Origin of the sequence: Streptomyces sp. SID14515, assembly GCF_010548505.1 — a bacterium.
GTDB classification, from domain to species: Bacteria; Actinomycetota; Actinomycetes; order Streptomycetales; family Streptomycetaceae; genus Streptomyces; species Streptomyces caviscabies.
In genome coordinates this window covers 14,539-35,864 of the sequence record NZ_JAAGMH010000097.1, presented here as the reverse complement: position 1 = coordinate 35,864, position 21,326 = coordinate 14,539, and the positions used below count along the sequence as shown (strand labels likewise).

At 72.1% G+C, this 21,326-nt stretch carries 9 protein-coding genes; 4 read left to right on the top strand and 5 right to left on the bottom strand.

Annotated elements, in window-relative coordinates; genetic code table 11:
• Window positions 1-42: 42 nt before the first annotated feature.
• On the top strand, window positions 43-2,235 hold the full coding sequence (locus G3I54_RS20360) for a discoidin domain-containing protein (RefSeq protein ID WP_164616300.1): 2,193 nt from the start codon (window positions 43-45) through the stop codon (window positions 2,233-2,235).
• Window positions 2,236-2,373: 138 nt separating this feature from the next.
• Here the strand turns inward: G3I54_RS20360 and eno are convergent, their stop codons facing one another.
• Window positions 2,374-3,675 carry a phosphopyruvate hydratase gene (eno, locus tag G3I54_RS20355; protein WP_164616299.1) on the bottom strand — a complete coding sequence of 434 codons (1,302 nt, stop codon included), beginning with the start codon at window positions 3,673-3,675 and terminating at the stop codon, window positions 2,374-2,376.
• Between the two features lie 187 nt (window positions 3,676-3,862).
• Here eno and G3I54_RS20350 point away from each other — a divergent pair, with 187 nt between their 5' ends.
• A complete protein-coding gene (locus tag G3I54_RS20350) occupies window positions 3,863-4,285 on the top strand; it encodes a MarR family transcriptional regulator (RefSeq protein WP_164616298.1) in 423 nt (140 codons plus the stop codon).
• 10 nt (window positions 4,286-4,295) lie between these two features.
• Window positions 4,296-4,790 carry a MarR family winged helix-turn-helix transcriptional regulator gene (locus tag G3I54_RS20345; protein WP_164616297.1) on the top strand — a complete coding sequence of 165 codons (495 nt, stop codon included), beginning with the start codon at window positions 4,296-4,298 and terminating at the stop codon, window positions 4,788-4,790.
• Between the two features lie 168 nt (window positions 4,791-4,958).
• Here G3I54_RS20345 and G3I54_RS20340 read toward each other — a convergent pair whose 3' ends face one another.
• Entirely contained in the window at window positions 4,959-5,378 is a 420-nt protein-coding gene (locus G3I54_RS20340; protein WP_164616296.1) for a TOBE domain-containing protein, read from the bottom strand.
• Window positions 5,379-5,667: 289 nt separating this feature from the next.
• On the opposite strand from G3I54_RS20340, the gene G3I54_RS20335 reads away from it, so the two are divergent.
• Window positions 5,668-6,777, top strand: a complete 1,110-nt coding sequence (locus G3I54_RS20335) for an alpha/beta hydrolase-fold protein (protein ID WP_164616295.1) — start codon at window positions 5,668-5,670, stop codon at window positions 6,775-6,777.
• Between the two features lie 43 nt (window positions 6,778-6,820).
• Here G3I54_RS20335 and G3I54_RS20330 read toward each other — a convergent pair whose 3' ends face one another.
• Genes G3I54_RS20330 through G3I54_RS20320 form a run of 3 tightly spaced genes read right to left on the bottom strand, consistent with a single transcriptional unit; the run spans window position 6,821 to window position 21,296 of the window.
• Window positions 6,821-8,521, bottom strand: a complete 1,701-nt coding sequence (locus G3I54_RS20330; RefSeq protein WP_164616294.1) for an ABC transporter ATP-binding protein — start codon at window positions 8,519-8,521, stop codon at window positions 6,821-6,823.
• Between the two features lie 5 nt (window positions 8,522-8,526).
• Window positions 8,527-19,452 (bottom strand): non-ribosomal peptide synthetase, encoded by a 10,926-nt coding sequence (locus G3I54_RS20325; RefSeq protein WP_164616293.1) that lies wholly within the window; start codon window positions 19,450-19,452, stop codon window positions 8,527-8,529.
• Window positions 19,453-19,508: 56 nt separating this feature from the next.
• Entirely contained in the window at window positions 19,509-21,296 is a 1,788-nt protein-coding gene (locus G3I54_RS20320) for an ABC transporter ATP-binding protein (protein ID WP_164616292.1), read from the bottom strand.
• Window positions 21,297-21,326: the final 30 nt, after the last annotated feature.

Below are 21,326 nucleotides of genomic sequence, written 5' to 3'. Positions count from 1 at the left end.
CCTGTTCCACCCCCGCCCACCTGACCTATCAGGAGATCAGACATGCCCGTTGCCCTCGTCAGACCCTCGCGGCCCCCGATGGCCGCATCCCACCGGTGGCGCACCCTGGCCCTCGCCCTCGTCACCACGCTGGTCGCGGCGCTCCTCGCGACCGTGCAGGCGGCTCCGGCGCAGGCCGCTCCCGTCCTGCTCTCCCAGGGCGGCGCGGTGACCGCGTCGAGCGAGGAGAACGGCGGCACGGCCGCGGGCAACGCCGTCGACGGGGACGGCGGGACACGCTGGTCCAGCGCGTTCGCCGATCCCCAGTGGATACGGATCGACCTCGGCTCCCCGGCCGCGCTCAGCCGGGTCGAACTCTCCTGGGAGGCCGCGCACGCGAAGAGCTACCGCATCGAGATCTCGGCCGACGGCAGCAACTGGACCACCGCCTACAGCACCACCACCTCCGCAGGTGGCAACGAGACCCTGAACATCTCCGGCGACGCGCGCTACGTGCGTCTGACCGGCACCGAGCGCGCCACCGGATACGGCTACTCCCTCTGGGAGTTCAAGGTCTTCGGCACCCGTGACGGCGGCGGCGGTCCGGAGATTCCGGGCGGCGGCGACCTCGGTCCCAACGTCCATGTCTTCGATCCGTCCACGCCCGACATCCAGGGCAAGGTCGACGCGATCTTCGAGCAGCAGGAGGAGGCCCAGTTCGGCAGCGGGCGGCACGCGCTCCTCTTCAAGCCGGGCACGTACAACAACCTCAACGCGCAGATCGGCTTCTACACCCAGATCGCGGGCCTCGGCCTCAACCCGAACGACACCACGTTCAACGGTGATGTCACCGTGGACGCGGGCTGGTTCGACGGCAACGCCACGCAGAACTTCTGGCGTTCGGCGGAGAACCTGACGCTGAACCCGGTCTCCGGCACCAACCGCTGGGCGGTCTCGCAGGCCGCGCCCTTCCGCCGGATGCACGTCAAGGGCGGGCTCAACCTCGCGCCCGACGGATACGGCTGGGCCAGCGGCGGCTACATCGCCGACAGCAAGATCGACGGCACGGTCGGACCGTACTCGCAGCAGCAGTGGTACACCCGCGACAGCTCCGTGGGCGGCTGGACCAACGCCGTGTGGAACATGACGTTCTCCGGCGTCCAGGGCGCACCGGCGGCGAGCTTCCCGGACCCGCCGTACACCACGCTGGACACCACCCCGATCTCCCGCGAGAAGCCGTTCCTCTACCTCGACGGCAACGACTACAAGGTCTTCGTCCCCGCCAAGCGCGTCAACGCGCGCGGTGTCTCGTGGGACGGTGGCGCCCAGCAGGGCGAGTCCATCCCGCTGAACCGCTTCTACGTCGTCAAGCAGGGCGCCACGGCCGCGACGATCAACGCCGCGCTCGCGCAGGGGCTGAACCTGCTGTTCACGCCCGGCGTCTACCACATCGACCAGACCATCAACGTGAACCGGGCCGACACGGTCGTCCTGGGCCTCGGTCTGGCCACGATCATCCCGGACAACGGCGTGACGGCGATGAAGGTCGCCGACGTCGACGGGGTGAAGCTGGCCGGCTTCCTCATCGACGCCGGCCCGGTCAACTCGCAGACGCTGCTGGAGGTCGGACCGCAGGGCGCGTCCGCCGACCACTCGGCGAACCCCACGTCGCTGCAGGACGTGTTCGTGCGGATCGGCGGCGCGGGCCCCGGCAAGGCGACCACGAGCATCGTGGTGAACAGCGACGACACGATCATCGACCACACCTGGGTGTGGCGTGCGGACCACGGTGAGGGCTGGGGCTGGGAGACCAACCGGGCCGATTACGGCGTCCGCGTGAACGGCGACGACGTCCTGGCGACCGGGCTGTTCGTGGAGCACTTCAACAAGTACGACGTGGAGTGGTACGGCGAGCGCGGCCGGACGATCTTCTTCCAGAACGAGAAGGCCTACGACGCCCCGAACCAGGAGGCGATCCAGAACGGCGACACCAAGGGCTACGCCGCCTACCGGGTCGACGACTCGGTGGAACAGCACGAGGGCTGGGGCATGGGCAGCTACTGCTACTACAACGTCGACCCGACGATCATCCAGGGCCATGGCTTCAAGGCCCCGGTGAAGCCCGGCGTGAAGTTCCACAACCTGCTCGTCGTCTCGCTCGGCGGCAACGGCCAGTACGAGCACGTCATCAACAACACCGGCTCCCCCACCTCGGGAACGTCGACGATCCCTTCGACCGTCGTCAACTTCCCCTGACCCGCGCCTCTTCGGCCCGGACCCGGTGACCCGGGAGCGGTGAGCCGGTCCGGTGTCCGGCGGCCCGGACCGGCCCGCCGCGAACGGAGGGCGGCCTCCGGTGGACGTAACTGCCCACCGGAGGCCGTCCGTTCGCGTTCAGGAGCGGGACAGCAGCGACCCGCCCGCGTACTGCGCCGACTCGCCCAACTCCTCCTCGATGCGGATCAGTTGGTTGTACTTGGCCGTGCGGTCGGAGCGGGACAGCGAGCCGGTCTTGATCTGGCCGCAGCCCGTCGCCACCGCCAGGTCCGCGATCGTGGTGTCCTCCGTCTCGCCGGAGCGGTGGGACATCACGGCGCTCCAGCCTGCCCGGCGTGCGGTGGCGACCGTGGCGAGGGCTTCGGTCAGGGTGCCGATCTGGTTGACCTTCACCAGGACCGAGTTGCCGACGCCGGTACGGATGCCTTCGCGCACCTGCGCCTCGTCGGTGCAGAACACGTCGTCGCCGGTGAGCTGGCAGCGGTGGCCGACGCGGGTGGTCAGCTCGCGCCAGCCGTCCATGTCGTCCTCGGCCATCGGGTCCTCGATGGAGACGATCGGGTACGCGTCGATCAGCTTGGCGAGGTACTCGACCTGATCGGAGGGGGTGCGGCGCACACCCTCGCCCGCGTACACATAGGCACCGTCGCGGAAGAACTCCGAGGAGGCCGGGTCCATGATCAGGCCGATGTCCGCGCCGGGACGGTATCCGGTGCGTTCGACGGCGCTCATGACGAAGTCGAGCGCCTCCTCGGCGGTGCGCAGCGCGGGCGCGAAGCCTCCTTCGTCGCCGACGCCGGTGGAGTGCCCTGCGGCGAGCAGGTCGCGCCGCAGAGTGTGGAAGATCTCGGAGCCCATGCGTACGGCTTCCGCGAAGGTCTCCGCGCCCACCGGCGCGATCATGAACTCCTGGAAGTCCAGCGGATTGTCGGCGTGCGCCCCGCCGTTGATGATGTTCATCATCGGCAGCGGGAGAAGGCGGGCGTCGGCGCCGCCGAGATAGCGGTAGAGCGGCTGGCGATGAGCCGCGGCGGCCGCCTTGGCGGCGGCGAGGGAGACCCCGAGGATCGCGTTCGCGCCGAGCCGGGACTTGCCGGGCGTGCCGTCGAGCGCGACGAGCGCGGCGTCCAGGCCGGCCTGGTCGTCCGCGTCGCGGCCCACGACCGCGGCCGCGATCTCTTCGTTGACATGGGCGACCGCACGGTCGACCCCCTTGCCGTGCCACTGCCCGGCATCGCCGTCGCGCAGTTCCAGAGCCTCCCGCGCACCGGTGGAGGCGCCGGACGGGACCGCGGCGCGGCCGAGGGACCCGTCGGCGAGGCGGACGTCGGCCTCGACGGTGGGGTTGCCACGGCTGTCGATGATCCGGCGGGCGGTGACGGACTGGATGGCGGTGGGCTCAGCTGCCTGGTGGGCCATACGAGGTCCTTCCGTAGTCACATGCCGCGGCACTGATGCGACAGCGCCGGCGCGAGCCGCGACACCGAAACTCTACAGCAATGCTGTTCAGATTGACTGTTTAGCCTTGCTGTTTAGGTTTGCTGTTCAGCTTCGCTGTGCAGGTGACCTGCGCAGACTTGCTGGCGGCCGCGGGTTAAAGTGCCCTATGCCCACCCCGGAACCCGCCACCGTCGCCGCCGATCTGCGCACCGCCATGGGCAAGCTCGCGCGGCGCGTGAAGCAGGAGGACCGGATCCCGCACGGCCAGGTCGCCGTTCTGGGCGTCCTCGACCGGGACGGCGCCATGACCACCAGCGACCTCGCCGCGGACCAGCGCGTGCGCCCCCAGTCGATGGCCCGCGCGGTCGGACTCCTCATGGACCAGGGCCTCATCGTCCGCCGGGCGCACCCGACGGACGGCCGCAAGTCCCTCGTCGACCTCTCCGAGGCGGGACGGGCAGCACTGGAGGCCGAGCGCGACCGCCGGGCCGACTGGCTCGCCCGGGCCATCGACCTCGAACTCGGCACGGAGGAGCAGGAGATGCTCGCGCGCAGCGTCGTCTTGATGGAGCGGCTCGCCGGGCACTAGTTTCTGGATCATGAACCGGCTGACCGACACCCGCACGGACCAGGCTCCGGCCGATCCGAACGCCACCGACGACATGCTGGCCGCCCAGCCCATCGGGTACTGGAGCGGACTCGTCCACACCGCCGTCACCGGCCATCTGCGCGACGCGATGGCCAGGATCGACGCCACGCAGCCCCAGTACTGGGTGGTGAACTGCGTGAACAGCTGGCCCGAGGCGCCGGGTCGCGAGGAGGTCGTCAGCCGGCTGACGCCGCTCGCGGACGGGCCGCACGAGATCGCGCGCGTCATCGACCAGCTCGCCCACCGCGGCTGGCTGCGCATCGACGCCGGGCAGCGCCTGCACCTCACCGATGCCGGGGAGGCGGCCAGGGTGCGGCTGCGCGAGCTGGCGACCGAGGTGCGCGCGGTGGTCCACGAGGGCATCAGCGACGAGGAGTACGTGGCCGCGCTCAAGGTGCTGCGCAGGATGGCCGCCAACATCGAGGCCGACCCCGCGCAGCGGTGACCACGAGCTCCGACGAGCGATCCGACCGAGGGCCGCGTCCTAGCCCTCCTGGTCCTCCTGGTCCTCCTGGCAGGAGTGCCTCCCCGGTGGCCGCGTGAGCACCCCCGAAGTCCGCGAGCCGCCACCTGGGACGACGGCGGCGGCTCGCGGCACAAAAGGGGCGGGGCCTCAGACGGACGCGAGGGAGATCTCGGTCGACTTGATCAGGGCGACGACGGGCGTCCCGGACGCCAGGTTCAGATCGGTCACGGCGTCCTTGGTGATCGCGGCGGTCAGCTCGCCGCCCTCGACGGACACCTTGACGCCGGCCATGGCGCCGTCGGCCGTGACGCCGGTGACGGTGCCGGGGATCTGGTTGCGGATGCTCAGACCCTCGACAGCGCCGGTGGCCAGGGCCACCTCGGTGGACTTGATCAGGGTGCGGACCGACGCCCCTTCGGTCAGGCCGAGCTCCTTGACCGCTTCCAGCGTGATCGCGGCCGTGATCCGCTGCCCTCCTACCAGGCGGACCTTCACGGTGGCCATGACTTCGCCCGGGGTGACGGCGGTGACCGTGCCAGGGATCTGGTTACGGATGCTCAGGCTCATGAAGGGCGCCTCTATTCCTAGCGAAATGTCAGGTATTTCCTGTTCTGCATTCTCACTGTAGACAACCCGACCTGCGGCCGTCCGGACGGCCGCAGGTCGGTCCGGCGCTCCTCGATGTACTCCAGGCAGTACCCAGGGCACGACTCCCGGGTGTTCTCGTCGAACGCGACCGGAAGCGGCCTTCAGGGCAGCTAGGTTAGGCTCCCCTAACGATCGAGGAGCCTTGCCTTTCCCCTTCCTCTCACAAGGAGACGTTCATGCGTCTGGTGATCGAACGGGCACGCCGCTCATGACCGCTTCCCGCCCCGGCCCCGTGGCCGACGCAGAGAGCCCCTTCGCCGCCTTCGGTCTGCCGTGCCGCCCCGGCACCGACGCGTTCTGGGCGGCGGCGCGTACCCCCGCGTCGATACCCGTCGAGGACGGCTGGCTGACCCTCTTCCTGTGGCGCGGCTCCAAGGCCGTGCTCGACTTCGAGAGCTGGTCGCCGCCCGTACCGCTGCGCCGCTGGGAGGATACGGACTGCTGGTACGCCGAAGTGCCCATGCCCGAGCGGCTGCGGGTGACCTACCGCGTCCTCGTGGAAGACGCGGCCCACGCCGATCCGTTCAATCCGGCGGGCGCGGGCGCCGACCGTTCCCTCGCCGCGACGCCGGACGCCCCGCCGCAGCCGCACTGGCCGGACCTCGCCGCGGACGATGTGCCGCCTCTCCCCCGTACCCGGATCCGCTGGAGCAGCGACCGGCTCGGCGGACGGCGCACCGTGCGGGTCCACCCGGTGGCCGGTGGCGGTCCGGTGGTGCTGCTGCTGGACGGGGACGACTGGCTGTATCTGCACCCGGCCGTGGCCGCCTTCGACGCGGCCGCCGCCGCGGGTGAAATGCCCCCGGTGACGCTCGTGTTCGTCCCGGCCAAGGACCGGGAGGCCGAGTTCGCCTGCCGCCCCGCGCTGTGGGAGGCGGTCCGCGACGAGCTGCTGCCGCTGGTGGGCGACTGCGGCGTGCCGGCCGGCCTGGACCGGCTGGTGGTGGCCGGGCAGAGCCTGGGCGGGCTGAGCGCGCTGTACGCGGCGCTGGAGTTCCCGGAGCTGGTCTCGCGTATCGCCTGCCAGTCGGGGTCCTTCTGGTGGGCGCCCGGGACCGCGGATCTGGCGGATCCGCTGGGCGGGGCTGTCGGCGGCGCCATCGCCGAGCGGCTGCGCCGGGGCGCCGATCTGTCGCGGCTGCGGTGCGCGTTCGACGTGGGGGAACACGAGACGCGGATGCTGCCCCACTGCGAGCTGACCGAGTCGCTCACCGAGCGGGCCGGTGCGACCGTGCGGGTCTCGCGGTCCGCCTCGGACCACGACCGGGCCGGCTGGCGGCACGCCCTGCTCAGGGACGTCGCCTGGGCGCTCGGCTGAGCCCTCCGGCAGGGGCGGGCGGTCGCTCGCCCCTACCGGTGGCTCACCGGGCCACGGCCAAGCAGTACGCCTCGTCGCTCGCGAGCAGATTGCGGTGGGTGTCCTCGGCGGTGATGGCGCCCCCGTCCAGGACGAGCACCCGGTCCGCCGCGTCCAGCAGCGCCGGACTGCTGGTCAGCACGAGCGTGGTCCGGCCGCGGCGCAGCTTGGCGACGTTGCGCGCGATGAGCTGTTCGGTGACCGCGTCGACGGCCGTCGTCGGATCGTGCAGCACGAGCATCTCGGTGTCGGCGGCCAACGCACGGGCGAGGGACAGCCGTTGGCGCTGGCCGCCGGAGAGGTTCGCGCCCCGGTCGCGGACCGCGTGGTCGAGCCCCTCGCGGTGGAGGGCGACGACGTCGGTGAGCATGGACGCCTCCACGGCCGCCTCTGTCGACCGGCCGGTGCCCGACGGGTCGATGTTCGTACGGAGGGTGCCGGCGAAGATCTCCCCGTCGTACGGGTTCACCAGCAGGTACTCGCGGACCGCCTCGATCGACAGCTCGCCGATCTCCCGCCCGCCGACCCGCACCACTCCCCCGTACGCATGGGGGGCGACGTTCATGGCGAGGACGGCGGCGAGTTCGGCCGCGGCGCGCGGTTGGTAGGCGGCGATCGCCACGAACTCCCCCGCCCGCACCGAGAACTTGACCCCCTGGAGCGTCCCGTGGCGTACGCCGTCGACCTCCAGGTCGCCGCCGGGCTCCGGGCGCTCGGGCCCCGGTGTCGTCACCGGCGGCGCGGTCAGCACCAGGGCCATCCGCTCGGCCGAAGCTCGGGCCATCATCACGTACTTGGGCATCTCGGAGAACATCTTGAGCGGTTCCATGATGAACTGCGCGAGGCCCACGGCCATGACGAGTTCCCCGATGGTGATCCGGCCCTCGAAGGCCAGCCAGCCGGCCGTCAGCGAGACGGCCGCGGCGAGGACCGCGTTCAGGGCCAGTGCGGTGCCCGCGTAGGTGCCGTTCACCCGGGCGACGGTGATCGCCTGGCGCTTGGCGTCGGTGCTGACCTTGCGGTAGGCCCCGAAGGCGGCGTGGTTGCCGCCGAAGCCGTGCAGCGGGCGGAGCCCGATGATGAGGTCGGCGACCTTGGCGCCGGCCCGGGCCACCCGGGCCTGCTGTTCCTGCGTGCTGGCCCCGATCCGCTTGGACATCACGGCGAGGATCGACAGGATCGCGACGGTCCCCACGATCACCAGCAGACCGAGCCGGAGGTCGGCGAGGCTCAGCGCGACCGCGGCGACGACCACCGCGACCAGCGAGCTGATCAGCAGCGGCACCACCTCGATGATGTCGGCGGTCTGGTCGGCGTCCTCGGTGGCGATGGTCAGGATCTCGCCGGACTTGAGGTCCACGTCCCTGGCCACCGGCTGGAGCCCGCAGGCGGCCACCTGCACCCGCCAGCGGTGCGCCTCGGTGGTGTTGGCCTTCTGCAGCACCCGCATGCCGAACCGCCACGACAGGGACACCGTCGTGATGATCACGGCCAGCGAGCCGATCGAGACGCCGAGCGAGCCGAGGCTGCGGTCCTGCATCGTGTGCTCGACAATCAGTCCGAGCGCGATCGGGAACGCGGTCTCGGCCGCCTGGTACAGGCCCATGAGGACGGTGCCCGCGATCATGGCGCCGATGTTGCGGCGCAGTGCCGTCCGCAGGATGGCGGCCCCGGGTCGGGGCCGCGTGGTGTCAGGAGTTTTCATCAGGGTCAGGAGTTCTCATCGAGGTGGCGGGCAATCGCTTCGGGGGTGCGCAGGGTGAACAGATCGCGGATGGTGATGACAGGACCGTACTCGCGGCGGAGCAGTCCGATCAGCCGGACCGCCAGCATGGAGTGCCCGCCGAGGGACACGAAGTCGCTGACCGCGCTGACCTCGTCGTCGTCGAGGTCGAGCGCCTCGGCGAAGAACTCGCAGACCACGCTCTCCGTCTCGGTCTCCGGGCCGCGTTCGCCCGCCGTGGTCAGCGCGCCGAGCGGCCTGGCCTCGGGCAGCGCCTTGGTGTCGGCCTTCCCGTTCACGGTCAGCGGGATGCTGTCGACCTGGGCGAAGTGCGTCGGGCGCAGGAAGTCCGGCAGTCCGGCGCCCACCTCTCCGGCGACCTGGGCGAGGTCGGCGGAGCCCGCCAGGACGAGATAGGCGGCCAGCCGGTACGCGCCGTCGACCCCCGGGTCTGGCTGGGCCACGGCGGCGACGAAGCGGACCGCCGGGTGGGCCGCGAACACGGCCTCGACCTCGCCGAGTTCGACCCGGTGGCCGCGGATCTTGACCTGCTGGTCGGTGCGGCCCAGGTAGGCGATGTTCCCGTCGGGCCGGCGGATCACCAGGTCGCCGGTGCGGTACATGCGCTCCCCGGGTGCGCCGAACGGGCAGGCGACGAAGCGGTGCGCGGTCTGGGCGCTGCGGCCCAGGTAGCCGCGGGCGATGCCGACGCCCGCCACGTACAGCTCTCCGGGCACTCCGTCGGGCAGCGGTCGCAGCCATGCGTCCAGGACGTACACCTCGGTGTTGTCGATGGCCACGCCGACGACCGGATCCTGGCACTCGAAGGTGCCGACGCCGAGGGTGTTGATGGTGTATTCGGTGGGCCCGTACAGGTTGTAGCCGACGGTGCCCTCGGTCTCGGCGAGCCGCTGCCACAGGGTCGGGGTGACGGCCTCGCCGCCCAGCAGCACCAGCGCGGGCCGCCGCTCCGGGTCGTCCAGCAGCCCTTCGGCCACCAACTGCTGGGCGTAGGTGGGTGTCACGTTGATCACGTCGATGCCGTGCTCGACGCAGTACTCCACCAGCCGGGGCGCATCGCGGCGCAACTCCTCGTCGCAGATGTGCACTTCGTGGCCGTCGGCGAGCCACAGCAGCTCCTCCCACGACATGTCGAACGCGAAGGACACGGTGTGCGCGATCCGGAAGACCCGGTGGTCGTGCTCGGCCAGGACGGGCTCGAAGATGCGGCGCTGATGGTTGATCAGCATGTTGGTGAGCCCCGCGTATTCGGTCACCACGCCCTTCGGCTTTCCGGTCGATCCCGAGGTGTAGATGGTGTACGCGGGGTGGCGCAGGCGGTCCGGGTCGTCCGGTGCGAACGTCGTGTACGGCTCCGCCTCCGGCAACGGGAGGTCCAGCTCGATGAGTTCGCCGGTCAGCCGGGGTGACACCGCGCTGACGGTGAGGATCACCTCGGGCCGGGCGTCCTCGACGATCGCCGCGATCCGCTCGTCCGGGTGGTCCAGCTCCAGCGGGACATACGCGGCTCCGACGCGCAGCACCGCGAACAGCGCGGCGATCCAGTCGAGGGAACGCGGGATCGCCAGGCCCACGGTCGTCTCGGGGCCGATGCCCCGCCGGGCGAGGACGCCCGCCACGGCCCGGCTGCGGTCGCGGAGCTCGGCGAAGGTCATGGTCGCGCCGTCGGCGACGAGCGCGACCCGCTCCGGATCACGGTCGGCCGCGAGGTCGAAGCGGTCCACGACGGTGTCCGTGCCGACCTCGGTGCGCTCGGCGGGTTCGGGGGCCGGTCCCAGGCCGCGCAGCGCGCCCAACGGTCCGGTCGCCCGCGCCAGGTCCTCCAGGACGCGCAGATAGTCGTCGAGGAGAGCGCGGGCGCTGTCGGGGTCGCCGTGGCGGTGTTCCAGCTTGACCGTGAGCCGGTCGCCGGGCGTGACGACCCAGGTGTACGGGTAGTGGGTGGAGTCGTCGGCCTGCACGGAGGCGATGCCGTGGCGGGCGTTCATCGCGGCGAACGCGTCCAGGTCCAGGAAGTTCTGCAGCACGAACAGGTTGTCGAAGAGGGTGTCGTGCCCGCCGGCCCGCTGGATCTCGCCGAGCCCCAGGTGCTCGTGGTCCATCGCCGCCACCCGCGCCGCCTGTACGGAGGAGAGATACGCGTCGACCGAATCGTCGGGCCGGGCCCGCGTCCACAGCGGCACGGTGTTCAGCAGGACGCCGACGATGTCGCCGTGTCCTTCGCCCTCGCGGCCCGAGACGGTGACGCCGAACACGGCGTCGGCGCGGCCGGTACGGGCTCCGAGGAAGAGGCCGAAGGCGCCGGTCAGCACCGAGTTCAGGGTGACGCCCCGGTCCCGGGCGGTTGCGTGCAGCAGGTCCGACAGCTCGGCGGAGAGGGTGTGCACGATGGGTTGCGGCAGTTCCTCGGACAGGGCCGGGGCCGGTCCGGCGAGCAGCGTCGGACCCGAAAGTCCGGCCAGGTGGTCCGCCCAGAAGCGTTCCGATACGGCGGGGTCCTTGGCGGCGAGCGTCCGGGCGTACTCCTCGAAGCTCGGCACGGCCGGGGTCGCGTCCCACGGCTCGCCCGCGACGACGGCCTCGTACGCGTCGAACAGGTCGCGCAGCAGGATCTCGCGGGACCAGCCGTCCCAGAGCAGCAGGTGGTAGCTGAGCAGCAGGCCGTCGCGGCCGTCGGGCCGACGCACCACGGTCATCCGGACGAGCGGCGGCTCGCCCGGGTCGAAGCCGCGCTCGCGGTCCCGGGTGCGCAGGGCCTCGATCTCGGTGTCGGTCGCCAGGTCGACGGTGCGGACGGCGACCCGTCGGCCCGCCTTGAGGACCTGGACCGGGTTTCCGTCGTCGTCGGTGGTGAAGCCCGCGCCGACGACGGGGTGGCGGGCGATCGCGTACGCCATCGCCTCGGCCAGCGCGTCGGTGTCCAGGCGCCGGTCGAAGGTGAACCAGCTCTGCGCGACGTAGTGCCCGGCCGTGCTCGCCGTACCGGAGTCGGCGCCGACTCCGGCCATCTGGGCCTGGAAGAAGAGGCCGCGCTGGAGCGGGGTGACCGGGGCCGTGCGCTCGGCCGTCGCGGACGTGTCGCCGATCCGTTCCAGGGCGGCCAGCCAGTGTTCGGTGATCGTGTCGGGTACACCGTCGGCGAGGGTGAAGGCCGCGTGGAGGGAGCCGGTGACCTCGTCGGTCCAGGCGTTGACCTCGACGGCGTACGGGCTGTTGTGCTGGTCACCGCCGGTGATCCGCAGGGCATCCGACTCGCCGCCCCGGCCCAGATAGTTGAAGAGAACCTGCGGCCGGGCGGTCAGCAGCGGGGCCGTCTGCGGGTTGAGGTACCTGAGCCGGCCGTAGGCGACGTGCCCGTCCTCGTCCGGCTGCCGTTCGGCGATCTCGCGCGCCGCGGCGACGGGGTCGGTGTGGGCGGTGAGGCGTACGGGGGCGATGGAGGTGAACCAGCCGACCGTACGGGAGTAGTCGTGGTGGTCCCGGGCCGGGACCCGGCCGTGCCGCTCCAGTTCGACGGCGAGGTCGGTGGGCTCGGGCTGGATGTGGGTCAGTGCGGTGCGCAGGGCTCCGCACAGCAGCTCGGTGAGGCCGAGGCCGAGTGCTCCGGGCGCGCTGCGCGTCACCCGGTCGCTCGCCCCGGGCGGCAGGACCACCGTCCGCTCGCGGAGGCCCCGGACCGCGGGCAGCAGGGGCGGGGCCTGGAGGGTGGTGATCCAGTGGGTCAGGCCCTCGGCCGACTCGGCGGACCGTACGGCCAGCGCTTCGGCGTATTCGGCGTACGAGGTGGTGGGCGACGGCAGGGCGGCCCCGCTCAGGGCGGTGGTCAGGTCGTCGAGGATCACGAGCCAGGAGACCGCGTCCACGGCCAGGTGGTGGGCGGTGACGACCAGGGTGCGGTTCGCCGCGAGCCAGGAGAACGCGATGACGTCTCCGGCCTCGGGGTCGAGCCGCCCGGCGGCCTCGTCGGCGGCGGCCGTCGCGTCGGCGGTGCTCTCCGGTACGACGGCCACGACGGCGGCCTCGCGGGCGGGCTCGGTGCGCAGGGCCCACACGCCGTGCTCGATGTGCAGCCGCAGCCGCAGGGCCGGGTGGGCGGCCACGACGGCGTTCGCGGCGCGCCGGATGTCGGCGAGGCCGATGCCCTCGGCGACGGGCACCGCCCTGGCCTGGGCGAACCGGTCGAGCGAGCCGCCCAGCTGACGTTGGCGCAGGATGATCGGCGTGAGCGGCAGGGGCCCGTCCTCGCGGCGGGAGGGCGTCGTCGGCGCGGGTGCCGGGGTGTGTGTCGCGAGGTGGCCGGCGAGGGCGCGCGGTGTCTTGAACAGGAACACGTCGCGGGGCGCGATCGACAGGCCGAGCGCCCGGGCCCGGTTGATCACGGTGATGGCGACGATGCTGTCGCCCCCGGCGCCGAAGAAGTCGGTGTCGGCGTCCACGGTCGCACCGGGCAGGCTCTCGGCGAAGATGCCGGTCAGGGCGGTGAGGGCCTCAGTCGCGGTCGCGGCGACCCGGGTGTCCGGCTGTGCGGCCCGCTCGGTGAGCGCCTTGCGGTCCAGCTTGCCGTTGACCGTCAGCGGCAGCGCGTCGACCGGCAGCACCCGGCCCGGCACCATGTGCGCGGGAAGCTTGGCGGCGAGCAGGGCGGCGAGGTCGGCGGGCGGCTCCCCGACGACGTGCGCGATGAGATGGTCGCCGCTGTCCGCCACGGTGACGGCCACATCGACGACGCCTTCCAACTCACGTACGGCGTTCTCAACTTCACCGAGTTCGATACGGAATCCCTTGAGCTGCACCTGGTCGTCGGCGCGGCCCGCGAACTCCAGCTCACCATCGAGCGTCCGGCGGGCGAGGTCGCCGGTGTGGTACATGCGGGAGCCGTCGGCCGCGAACGGGTTGGCCACGAACCGTCCGGCGGTCAGCCCGGGGCGGCCCAGGTAGCCGAGTGACAGCTGGTCGCCCGCGACGTAGATGGCGCCCACCCGGCCCGGCGGCACCGGCCGCAGCCGGTCGTCGAGCAGATAGGTGGTCAGGCCGGGGATCGGCCCGCCGATGGGGCTGGCGTCGCCGTCCCGGGTGAAGTCCTCGTCGTTCAGCACCCGGTGGGTGACATGGACGGTGGTCTCGGTGATGCCGTACATGTTGACCAGCTCGGGCGTTCCGGTGCCGTGCCGCTCGACCCAGCCGCGCAGCCGCCCGAGGTCGAGCGGCTCGCCGCCGAAGATGACGCGGCGCAGTGCACCGATCGGCCGGCCGGAGCGCAGGTCGGCCTCGATGAACTGGTAGAAGGCGGACGGGGTCTGGTTGAGCACGGTCACGCCGCGTTCCCGGACCAGCCGGTGGAAGTCCACCGGCGAGCGGGTCAGTCCGTACTCCGGCACGAGCAGTTCGCCGCCGTGCGCGAGTGCGCCCCACAGCTCCCAGACGGCGAAGTCGAAGGAGAAGGAGTGGAACTGGACCCAGACGTCGTCGGGGCCGAAGTCCATGTCCGCCCGGGTGTTGGCGAGGAGCGTCGACACGGCGGAGTGCGGCACGACGACGCCCTTGGGCCGGCCGGTCGAGCCCGAGGTGTAGATGACGTACGCCGGGTCGCCGGGGCGGACCTCGGAGACGGTGGTGTCCAGCGGGTGTTCGTCGCCCTGGACGAGTACCCGGGCGCTCACGCCCGCGCGGTCCAGCAGCCGGGTGAAGCGGTCCTGTTGCTCGCGGCCGACGAGGACGACCTGCGGGGCGGCGTCGGCGAGGATGTACTCCAGCCGTTCGTCCGGGTACGCCAGGTCCAGCGGGACGTACGCGCCGCCGGCGGCGACGACGGCGACCAGGGCGACGACCTGTTCCAGGGAGCGCGGTACGGCGACGGCGACCCGCTGCCCGGGCCCGACTCCGGCGGCACGCAGCGCGGCGGCCAACTCCGTCTTCGCGTCAGAGAGTTCGCCGTAGGTGAGGGAGCGGGTGCCGCCGTCCAGCGCGCACTGGGTGACGGCGGTGGCCGCCGGGTCGCGGTGCGCTGCGGCGTCGAACAGCTCGCCCAGGGTCGACGGGGCTTCCTGTGCGGGGGCCCGGCCGGTCGCGGGGACCAGCGTGTCGACCGGGGCGTCCGGTCGGCCGAGCAGCTCAGTGAGGCTCCGGGTGAAGGTGCGCAGGATCGCCTCGGCGCTCGCGGGGCGCAGGAGTTCACCGTCGTAGATCAGGTTGAAGCGCGGGCGTCCGTCCGGTGAGCGTTCGACCACGAGCGTCAACGGGTAGTGCGGGGCACCCTCGTTGACGATGTCGGTGATGACGAGGGTGTCGTCCGGTCGGCGCAGGGCGTCCACGTCGGTGGCGACGTCGAACACCACCAGGGTGTCGAAGAGGGAGCCCTGGCCGCTCTGCCGGCCGATCCGCGCCAGCGACACGTGCTGGTGCGGCAGCACCGCGCCCTGGTGTCGCTTCACGGCGTCGAGCAGCTCGCCCGCGGTCCCGTCCGGGGCCCAACGGGCGCGCACCGGAACGGTGTTGATGAAGAGGCCGACCATGTCGCGGATGCCGGGGACGTCGGCGTCGCGGCCGGAGACGGTGGAGCCGAAGACGACGTCCCTGCTGTGCAGGAGGCCGCCCAGGGTCGCCGCCCACGCGCTGTGCACGGCCACGCTCAAGGACACCCCGGCCGAGCGTGCGGCGACGTCGATGTCGTCGGCGGGTTCGACCGCGAGATCGGCGAACCGTTCGGAGGGGGTGTGGCCCTCGGCGACCAGCGAGGGGCCCGGCAGCCCGGCGAGCTCGTCACGCCACACCCGGTCGCTCTCGTCCCGGTCCTGCCCGGCGAGCCAGTCCACGTAGTCGCGGTAGCCGCCGATCGGGTACACGGATCCGGGCGCGTGGTACTCGGTCAGCAGGGTGCGGAGCATCGGCGGCACCGACCAGCCGTCCGCGATGATGTGGTGCACGGTCTGCACCAGGACGGTGCGGCCGGCGCCGGCGCGGATGAGCGTGTAGCGCATCAGGGGCCCGGTGGCGAGGTCGAACCCGGCCCGGCGGTCCCGCTCGGCGAGGCCGCGGATCTCCTGGTCGCTGCGGGCGGGGCTGTCCAGCACGGTGAAGGGCGCGCTCCTGCCGCTCTCGACGACGGAGACGACCCGCCCGTCCGCGAGGGCCGTGAAGCGGGCGGCCAGATTGGGGTAGAGCGTGAGCAGCCGGGTGGCCGCCGCCGCCAGCCGGTCGGCGTCCACATCGCCTTCCAGCGTGAGCAGTTGCTGCTCGACGTAGCTGCCCGTGGCGTCGTCGTCGAAGACGGAGTGGAAGTAGAGGCCCTCCTGGAGCGGGGTCAGCGGCAGGATGTCGTGCAGGGCCGGGCCGTCCAGGGCGTCCACGTCGGCCTGGGTCAGCGGCACCAGCGGGAAGTCGCTGGGTGTGTGGCCGCCCTCTTCGAGCGCCGCGAGTGCGGTGAGGGCCGAGCGGAAGTAGTCGCCGAGGGTGGTGATGTCGGTGTCGGTGAACACGCCGTCGGGCCAGGAGATGGTGGTGACCAGCTCATAGGCGCCGCTCGCGTCGGGTTCGGCGATGGCGTTGAACTCCAGGGCGCGCGGCAGCCTCATCAGCGGGTCGCGCTTCTCACCCAACTGCCCGGTTGTGCCCGCGAGTTGCCAGAGCCCCGCGCCGCCGGCGTCGAACCGGCCGAGGTAGTTGAAGAGCACCTGCGGGGCGGGGCCGGTCGGCACGTCGCCGGTCAGGTGGCGCAGGACGCCGTAGGAGAGACCGTTGCTCGGTGTACGGGCGAGGTCCTCCTTGACCGCCTTGAGGGCGGCGGCGAGGTAGCCGGGAGCGGTGAGGTCGGTGGCCGCGCCGGGGTCCACGGTGACCGGGAAGAGGGTGGTGAACCAGCCGACAGTGCGCGACAGTTCGGGTTCGAATCCGGCCGCGCCCGCGACGAAGCGGCCCTCGCGGCCGTGCCCTTCCAGCTCGATGTGGGCGAAGGTCTGGTCCTGTCCCCGGTCGCGGCGCCACCGGGCGAGGGCGACGGCCAGGGCGGTCAGCAGGATGTCGTTGACGCCCGCGTGGAACTTCGCGGGGATGTCGCCGAGCAGCGCTGCCGTGACCTCGGCTCCGACGGAGACTGTTCGGGTCCGCTCCCGTTCCACGGTGTCGGCCGCGGTGAGGGCGCGCCTGCCGATCGGCGCGTCGGCGGCGGGCAGCGGCGTCGCGTAGTGGGTCCGGTCGGCGGCGAACGGCGCGCGGCCCAGCAGCTGGGTCCAGCGCCTGAACGACGTTCCCACCGGCGGAAGTTCGACGGGTGCGCCCGAGGAGCGCTGACGCCAGGCGGTGGCGAGGTCGTCCATCAGGATCCGCCAGGACACGCCGTCGATCACCACATGGTGGGCGACCAGGACCAGCTGCCGCGCCTCGCGGCGCCAGACGGCCCGCAGCATGACGCCGTTGTCCGGGTCGAGCGCCTCGGTGGCGAGGGCGACGCACGCGGCCACCGGGGCGTCGCTCCGCTCCCAGCAGGAGGCGGCCCGTCCGGCGGGCGGGATGTCGAAGCCCCAGCGCTCGCCTCGTACCAGCTTGGCGCGGAGCATGTCGTGCCGGTCGAGCACGGCGGCGAGGATCTCGTCGAGGGCGTCGGCGGTCAGCTCCGCCGGGGTGTTGAGGACGACCGACTGGACGAAGCCGTCGATCGCGTCCGTGGTCTCGCCGAGCCACTGCACGATGGGCGATCCCACGACGGAGCCGGTGCCGACGTCGCCGTGGTCGACTGCGGCGGCGGACTCACGGCTCGCCACCGCCGCCAGCGCCCCGACGACGGTGTGGGTGAAGATCTGGCGTGCGCTCACATGGAGGCCTGCCTCGCGCAGGGCGCTGAGCAGGGAGATCGCCAGGATGCTGTCCCCGCCGAGCTGGAAGAAGTCCTGGTCCACGCCGACGTCGTCCAGCCGGAGCACCGCCGCGACGGCCTCGCACACCAGGCGCTCGTTCTCGGTGGCGGGCGCCGCGAGGGCTCCGGCGTCCACGGAGGGTTCCGGGAGGGCGTTCCGGTCGATCTTGCCGTTCGCGGTGAGCGGGAACCGCGTCAGCACCACCAGGTGGGCGGGCACCATGTACTCGACCAGGTGGGCGGCGGCCCAGGCCTTGACCGCGTCCGCGCTCAGATCCCCGTGGCCGGCGGACGGGATGACGTAACCGACCAGGTAGGTGCCGCCCGCGGTGTTCTTCTTCGCGACGACGCAGGTGTGCCGTACGCCGGGGTGTTCGGCGAGGCCTGCCTCGACGTCCTCGATCTCCAGCCGCATGCCGCGGATCTTGATCTGGTTGTCGGCGCGGCCGAGGAAGTCCAGCGATCCGTCCGGGGCGTACCGCGCCAGGTCGCCGGTGCGATACAGCCGGGAGCCGTCCGAGGCGAAGGGGTTGGCCACGAAGCGGGAGGCGGTGAGGCCGGGTGCGCCCGCGTATCCGCGTCCCAGGAGGAGGCCGCCGACGTACAGTTCGCCGCCGACGCCGACCGGCACGGGGCGCAGTTCGTCGTCGAGGACGTAGAGCTGGGTGTTGGGGTTGGCCCTGCCGATGGAGGTCGACAGGCGTGTCGCGGCGCCCCGGTAGATGACGTGGGAGACGCCGATGGTCGTCTCGGCGGGGCCGTAGCCGTGGTAGAGCGGGATGTCGAGGCGGTCGCGGAAACGCTCGTACAGCTCCGGGGTGAGGACCTCGCCGCCGCACCAGACGTGCCGCAGGCTGTCCAGGCGGCCGGAGTCGCCCGTGATCTCCAGGAGTACGTCCAGCATGGACGAGACCAGATAGGTGAAGGTGACGCGCTGTTCGGCGATGACGCCGAGCAGATGGTGCGGGTCGCGTTCGCCGCCGGGCCGCAGGATCACCAGGCGGCCGCCGGTGACGAGCGGCAGGAAGATCTCGTTGATGGAGATGTCGAAGGAGAGCGGGGCTTTGAAGAGCGACGCGTCGTCGTGGCCGAAGCGGAGGATCTCGCCGGACTGCCACAGCAGGCGCTCGCTGATCGCCTCGTGCCGGATCATGGCGCCCTTGGGCCGTCCGGTCGAGCCGGATGTGAAGATCACGTAGGCCAGGGCGTCGCCGGGGACGGTCGCGTCGGGCGCTTCCACCGGATGGGCGGCGTACTTCCAGTCGCCGAGGTCGACGGCGACGGCGTCCGGTTCCCCGGCGTCGGCCTTGCCGGTGGCGTTGAGCTGGAGCACGACCCGGGCGTCCTCGGCGACGACGGCCCGGCGGGCGGCCGGCCACTGGGGGTCGAGGGGGACGAACGCGCCCCTGGCCCGGAGCACGGCGAGAAGGGCGACGACCATCTCGGCGGAGCGGCCGAGGGAGATGCCGACGACCTGTTCGGGCCCGAGGTCGCGTTCGAGCAGATGGTGGGCCAACTGGGCTGAGTATGCGTCTACTTGACGGTACGTCAGTGAGCGGTGCGGGTCGACGATCGCGACGGCGTCCGGCCGCAGGCGCGCCTGCTCGTGGAACAGCTCCATGATGGTCGGGCGGTCCCGGTCGGCCCGGGTGTCGTTCCACCGGGCCAGCTCCTCGGTCCTCTCCCGGGGACCGGAGGGGCCTATGGTGCCGACGGGCCGGTCCGGGAAGTCGGCCAGGTCGTCCAGTGCCTGCTGGGCGTCGGCGGGGTCGACGCCGGGCGGCACGGTGATGCGGAGGCTCTCCGCGTCGGTCTCCCACCCTCCCGCCCCGCCGGTGCCGTTGTCGACCCATCCGAGGAGGTCGGGGAAGGGCGTGGCGGGGGTGAGGTGCATGCCGGCCGGGCCCGCGCCGGTCGCCCAGTACGCGAGTCCGGCGGCGCACGCCTCGATGACGGTCCGGTCGCTGTAGTCGCCGATCCGTCGGCGCAGTGCGGCCAGCCGGGTGGGGGAAAGCAGTACGCGAGCAGCGCTGGATTCCGTCATCGACGTCTCAGCATCCTTCCAGGTATGCGAGTTGACCTGACCTTGCCCCGGTTTGCCTAACTTCCTTCTCGCCACGCACGCCACAGCCGGGCGTACTGGCCGCCCAGCTCCACCAGCTCGCTGTGCGTTCCTTCCTCCACCACGCGACCCTCGTCCAGGACGGCGATCCGGTCCGCGGTCATCGCCTGCGTCAGGCGGTGGGCCACGAACAGGGTGGTCCGGCCGGAGCAGGCGGCCAGCACGGCGCGTTCCAGCTCGGCGGCGCCCTCGCTGCCCGCCTCCGCGGTCGACTCGTCGAGCACGACCACCGGTGACCGGCCGAGCGTCAGCCGGGCCAGGGCGATCTGGGCGACCTTGGTGACGTCCAGGCGCTCACCGCCCTCGCCGACCATGGCGTGCAGACCGTCGGGGAGCAGTTCGGCCCAGCCTCCGGCGCCGACCGTGCGCAGCGCGTCCAGCAGTTCGTCGTCGCTCGCGTCGGGGGCGGCGAGCCGCAGGTCGTCGGCGAGCGGGCCGGAGAACACATGGGTCTCCTGGGTCAGGATGCTCACCAGGGCGCGCGCCCCGGCCTCGTCCATGTCGGCGAGGTCGTGCGTTCCGATGCGCACCGACCCGGCCTGCGGTCTCCCGATGCCGGCGATGAGCGCGGCCAGGGTCGACTTGCCAGCGCCCGTCGCCCCGACCAGGGCGAGCGATCCGCCGGCCGGGATGGACAGGGACACCTCCCGCAGCACCGGTTCCTCGGATCCGGGGTAGCTGAAGGTCAGCCCCTCCACCGTGACCGGGTACGGCGCGACGTCGGCGGGCAGGACAGAGCCGTCGCCCACCAGCCGCTCCTCGGAGGGTTCGTGGAACACGCCGACCAGGCGGGTGAGGCTCGCGCCGGACTTCTGCGCCTCGTCGAAGGTGAACATGATGGCGCCGAGCGGGGTGAACAGGCGGTGGAACATCAGCGGGGCCGCCGAGACCTCGCCCAGGGTGGCGGCGTCCGCCTCCAGAAGGGCGTACCCGACGACCAGGATCAGGACGAGTCCGATGAACTCGGCCCGGTTCTCGCGGCCGACGAACCGTCCGAAGAAGCGGAACACCTCGACGCCGAGATCACGCACCCGCCACGATTCGGCGGTGACCTTCTCGCGTACGCCGTCCTCCAGGCGGTACGCCCGGACCGTGTCGATCCCGTTCAGTCCGCTGATCAGCGCCTGGGCGCGGTCGGCCTGGGCCACCCGCTGCCTGCGGTAGAGGGGCGCCGAGCGGGGCAGGTACCAGCGCAGCGCCAGCGCGTACGCGGGCAGGGCGCAGGCTCCAGCCAGGCCGAGGCGCCAGTCGAGTCCGAACATGCCGACCGTCGCGATGGCCACGAGGACGCCCGCCGAGAAGACGGTGGGGATGGCCGTCCGGATGCCCTTGGAGATCACGGCCACATCGTCGCCGACCCGGGAGAGCACGTCTCCCCGGCCGACCTCTTCGACGCGTGCGCTGGGCATCCCCAGCACCGCGCGGACGGCTTCCTCGCGGAGCCGGGCGAGGAGTTCCGCCCCGAGCTTCCCGATCAGGAAGGTGGAGGCGGCGGTGGCTGCCGCGCCGAACAGCGCGGCAGCCACCATCAGCACTCCGACCGTGAGCAGTATCGAGCGTGATTCGCCGCCGACCACCCCGTCGACGACCCGGCCGAGCAGCAGCACCGGGACCACCTGGAGCGCGGCCCCGGCGACCGTGGTGAGGACGGTGGAGGCCGTCAGCCACGGGGCCTGCCGGCAGTGCTCGGCCACCCAGCGGGTCGCCTCGCGTCCGGTCGCCGTGCGCAGGGTCGTGGGGGCGACGCGGGTGTCGGTGGCAGTCACACGGATACCGAATCTCGCCGGGGGACGGGG

What these genes read in the sequence shown, in the direction of transcription:
- G3I54_RS20325 (WP_164616293.1), bottom strand. Translation starts at nt 19,452, where the DNA reads ATGACGGAATCCAGCGCTGCTCGCGTACTGCTTTCCCCCACCCGGCTG.
- G3I54_RS20330 (WP_164616294.1), bottom strand. Translation starts at nt 8,521, where the DNA reads ATGAAAACTCCTGACACCACGCGGCCCCGACCCGGGGCCGCCATCCTG.
- G3I54_RS20350 (WP_164616298.1), top strand. Translation starts at nt 3,863, where the DNA reads ATGCCCACCCCGGAACCCGCCACCGTCGCCGCCGATCTGCGCACCGCC.
- G3I54_RS20335 (WP_164616295.1), top strand. Translation starts at nt 5,668, where the DNA reads ATGACCGCTTCCCGCCCCGGCCCCGTGGCCGACGCAGAGAGCCCCTTC.
- G3I54_RS20360 (WP_164616300.1), top strand. Translation starts at nt 43, where the DNA reads ATGCCCGTTGCCCTCGTCAGACCCTCGCGGCCCCCGATGGCCGCATCC.
- eno (WP_164616299.1), bottom strand. Translation starts at nt 3,675, where the DNA reads ATGGCCCACCAGGCAGCTGAGCCCACCGCCATCCAGTCCGTCACCGCC.
- G3I54_RS20345 (WP_164616297.1), top strand. Translation starts at nt 4,296, where the DNA reads ATGAACCGGCTGACCGACACCCGCACGGACCAGGCTCCGGCCGATCCG.
- G3I54_RS20340 (WP_164616296.1), bottom strand. Translation starts at nt 5,378, where the DNA reads ATGAGCCTGAGCATCCGTAACCAGATCCCTGGCACGGTCACCGCCGTC.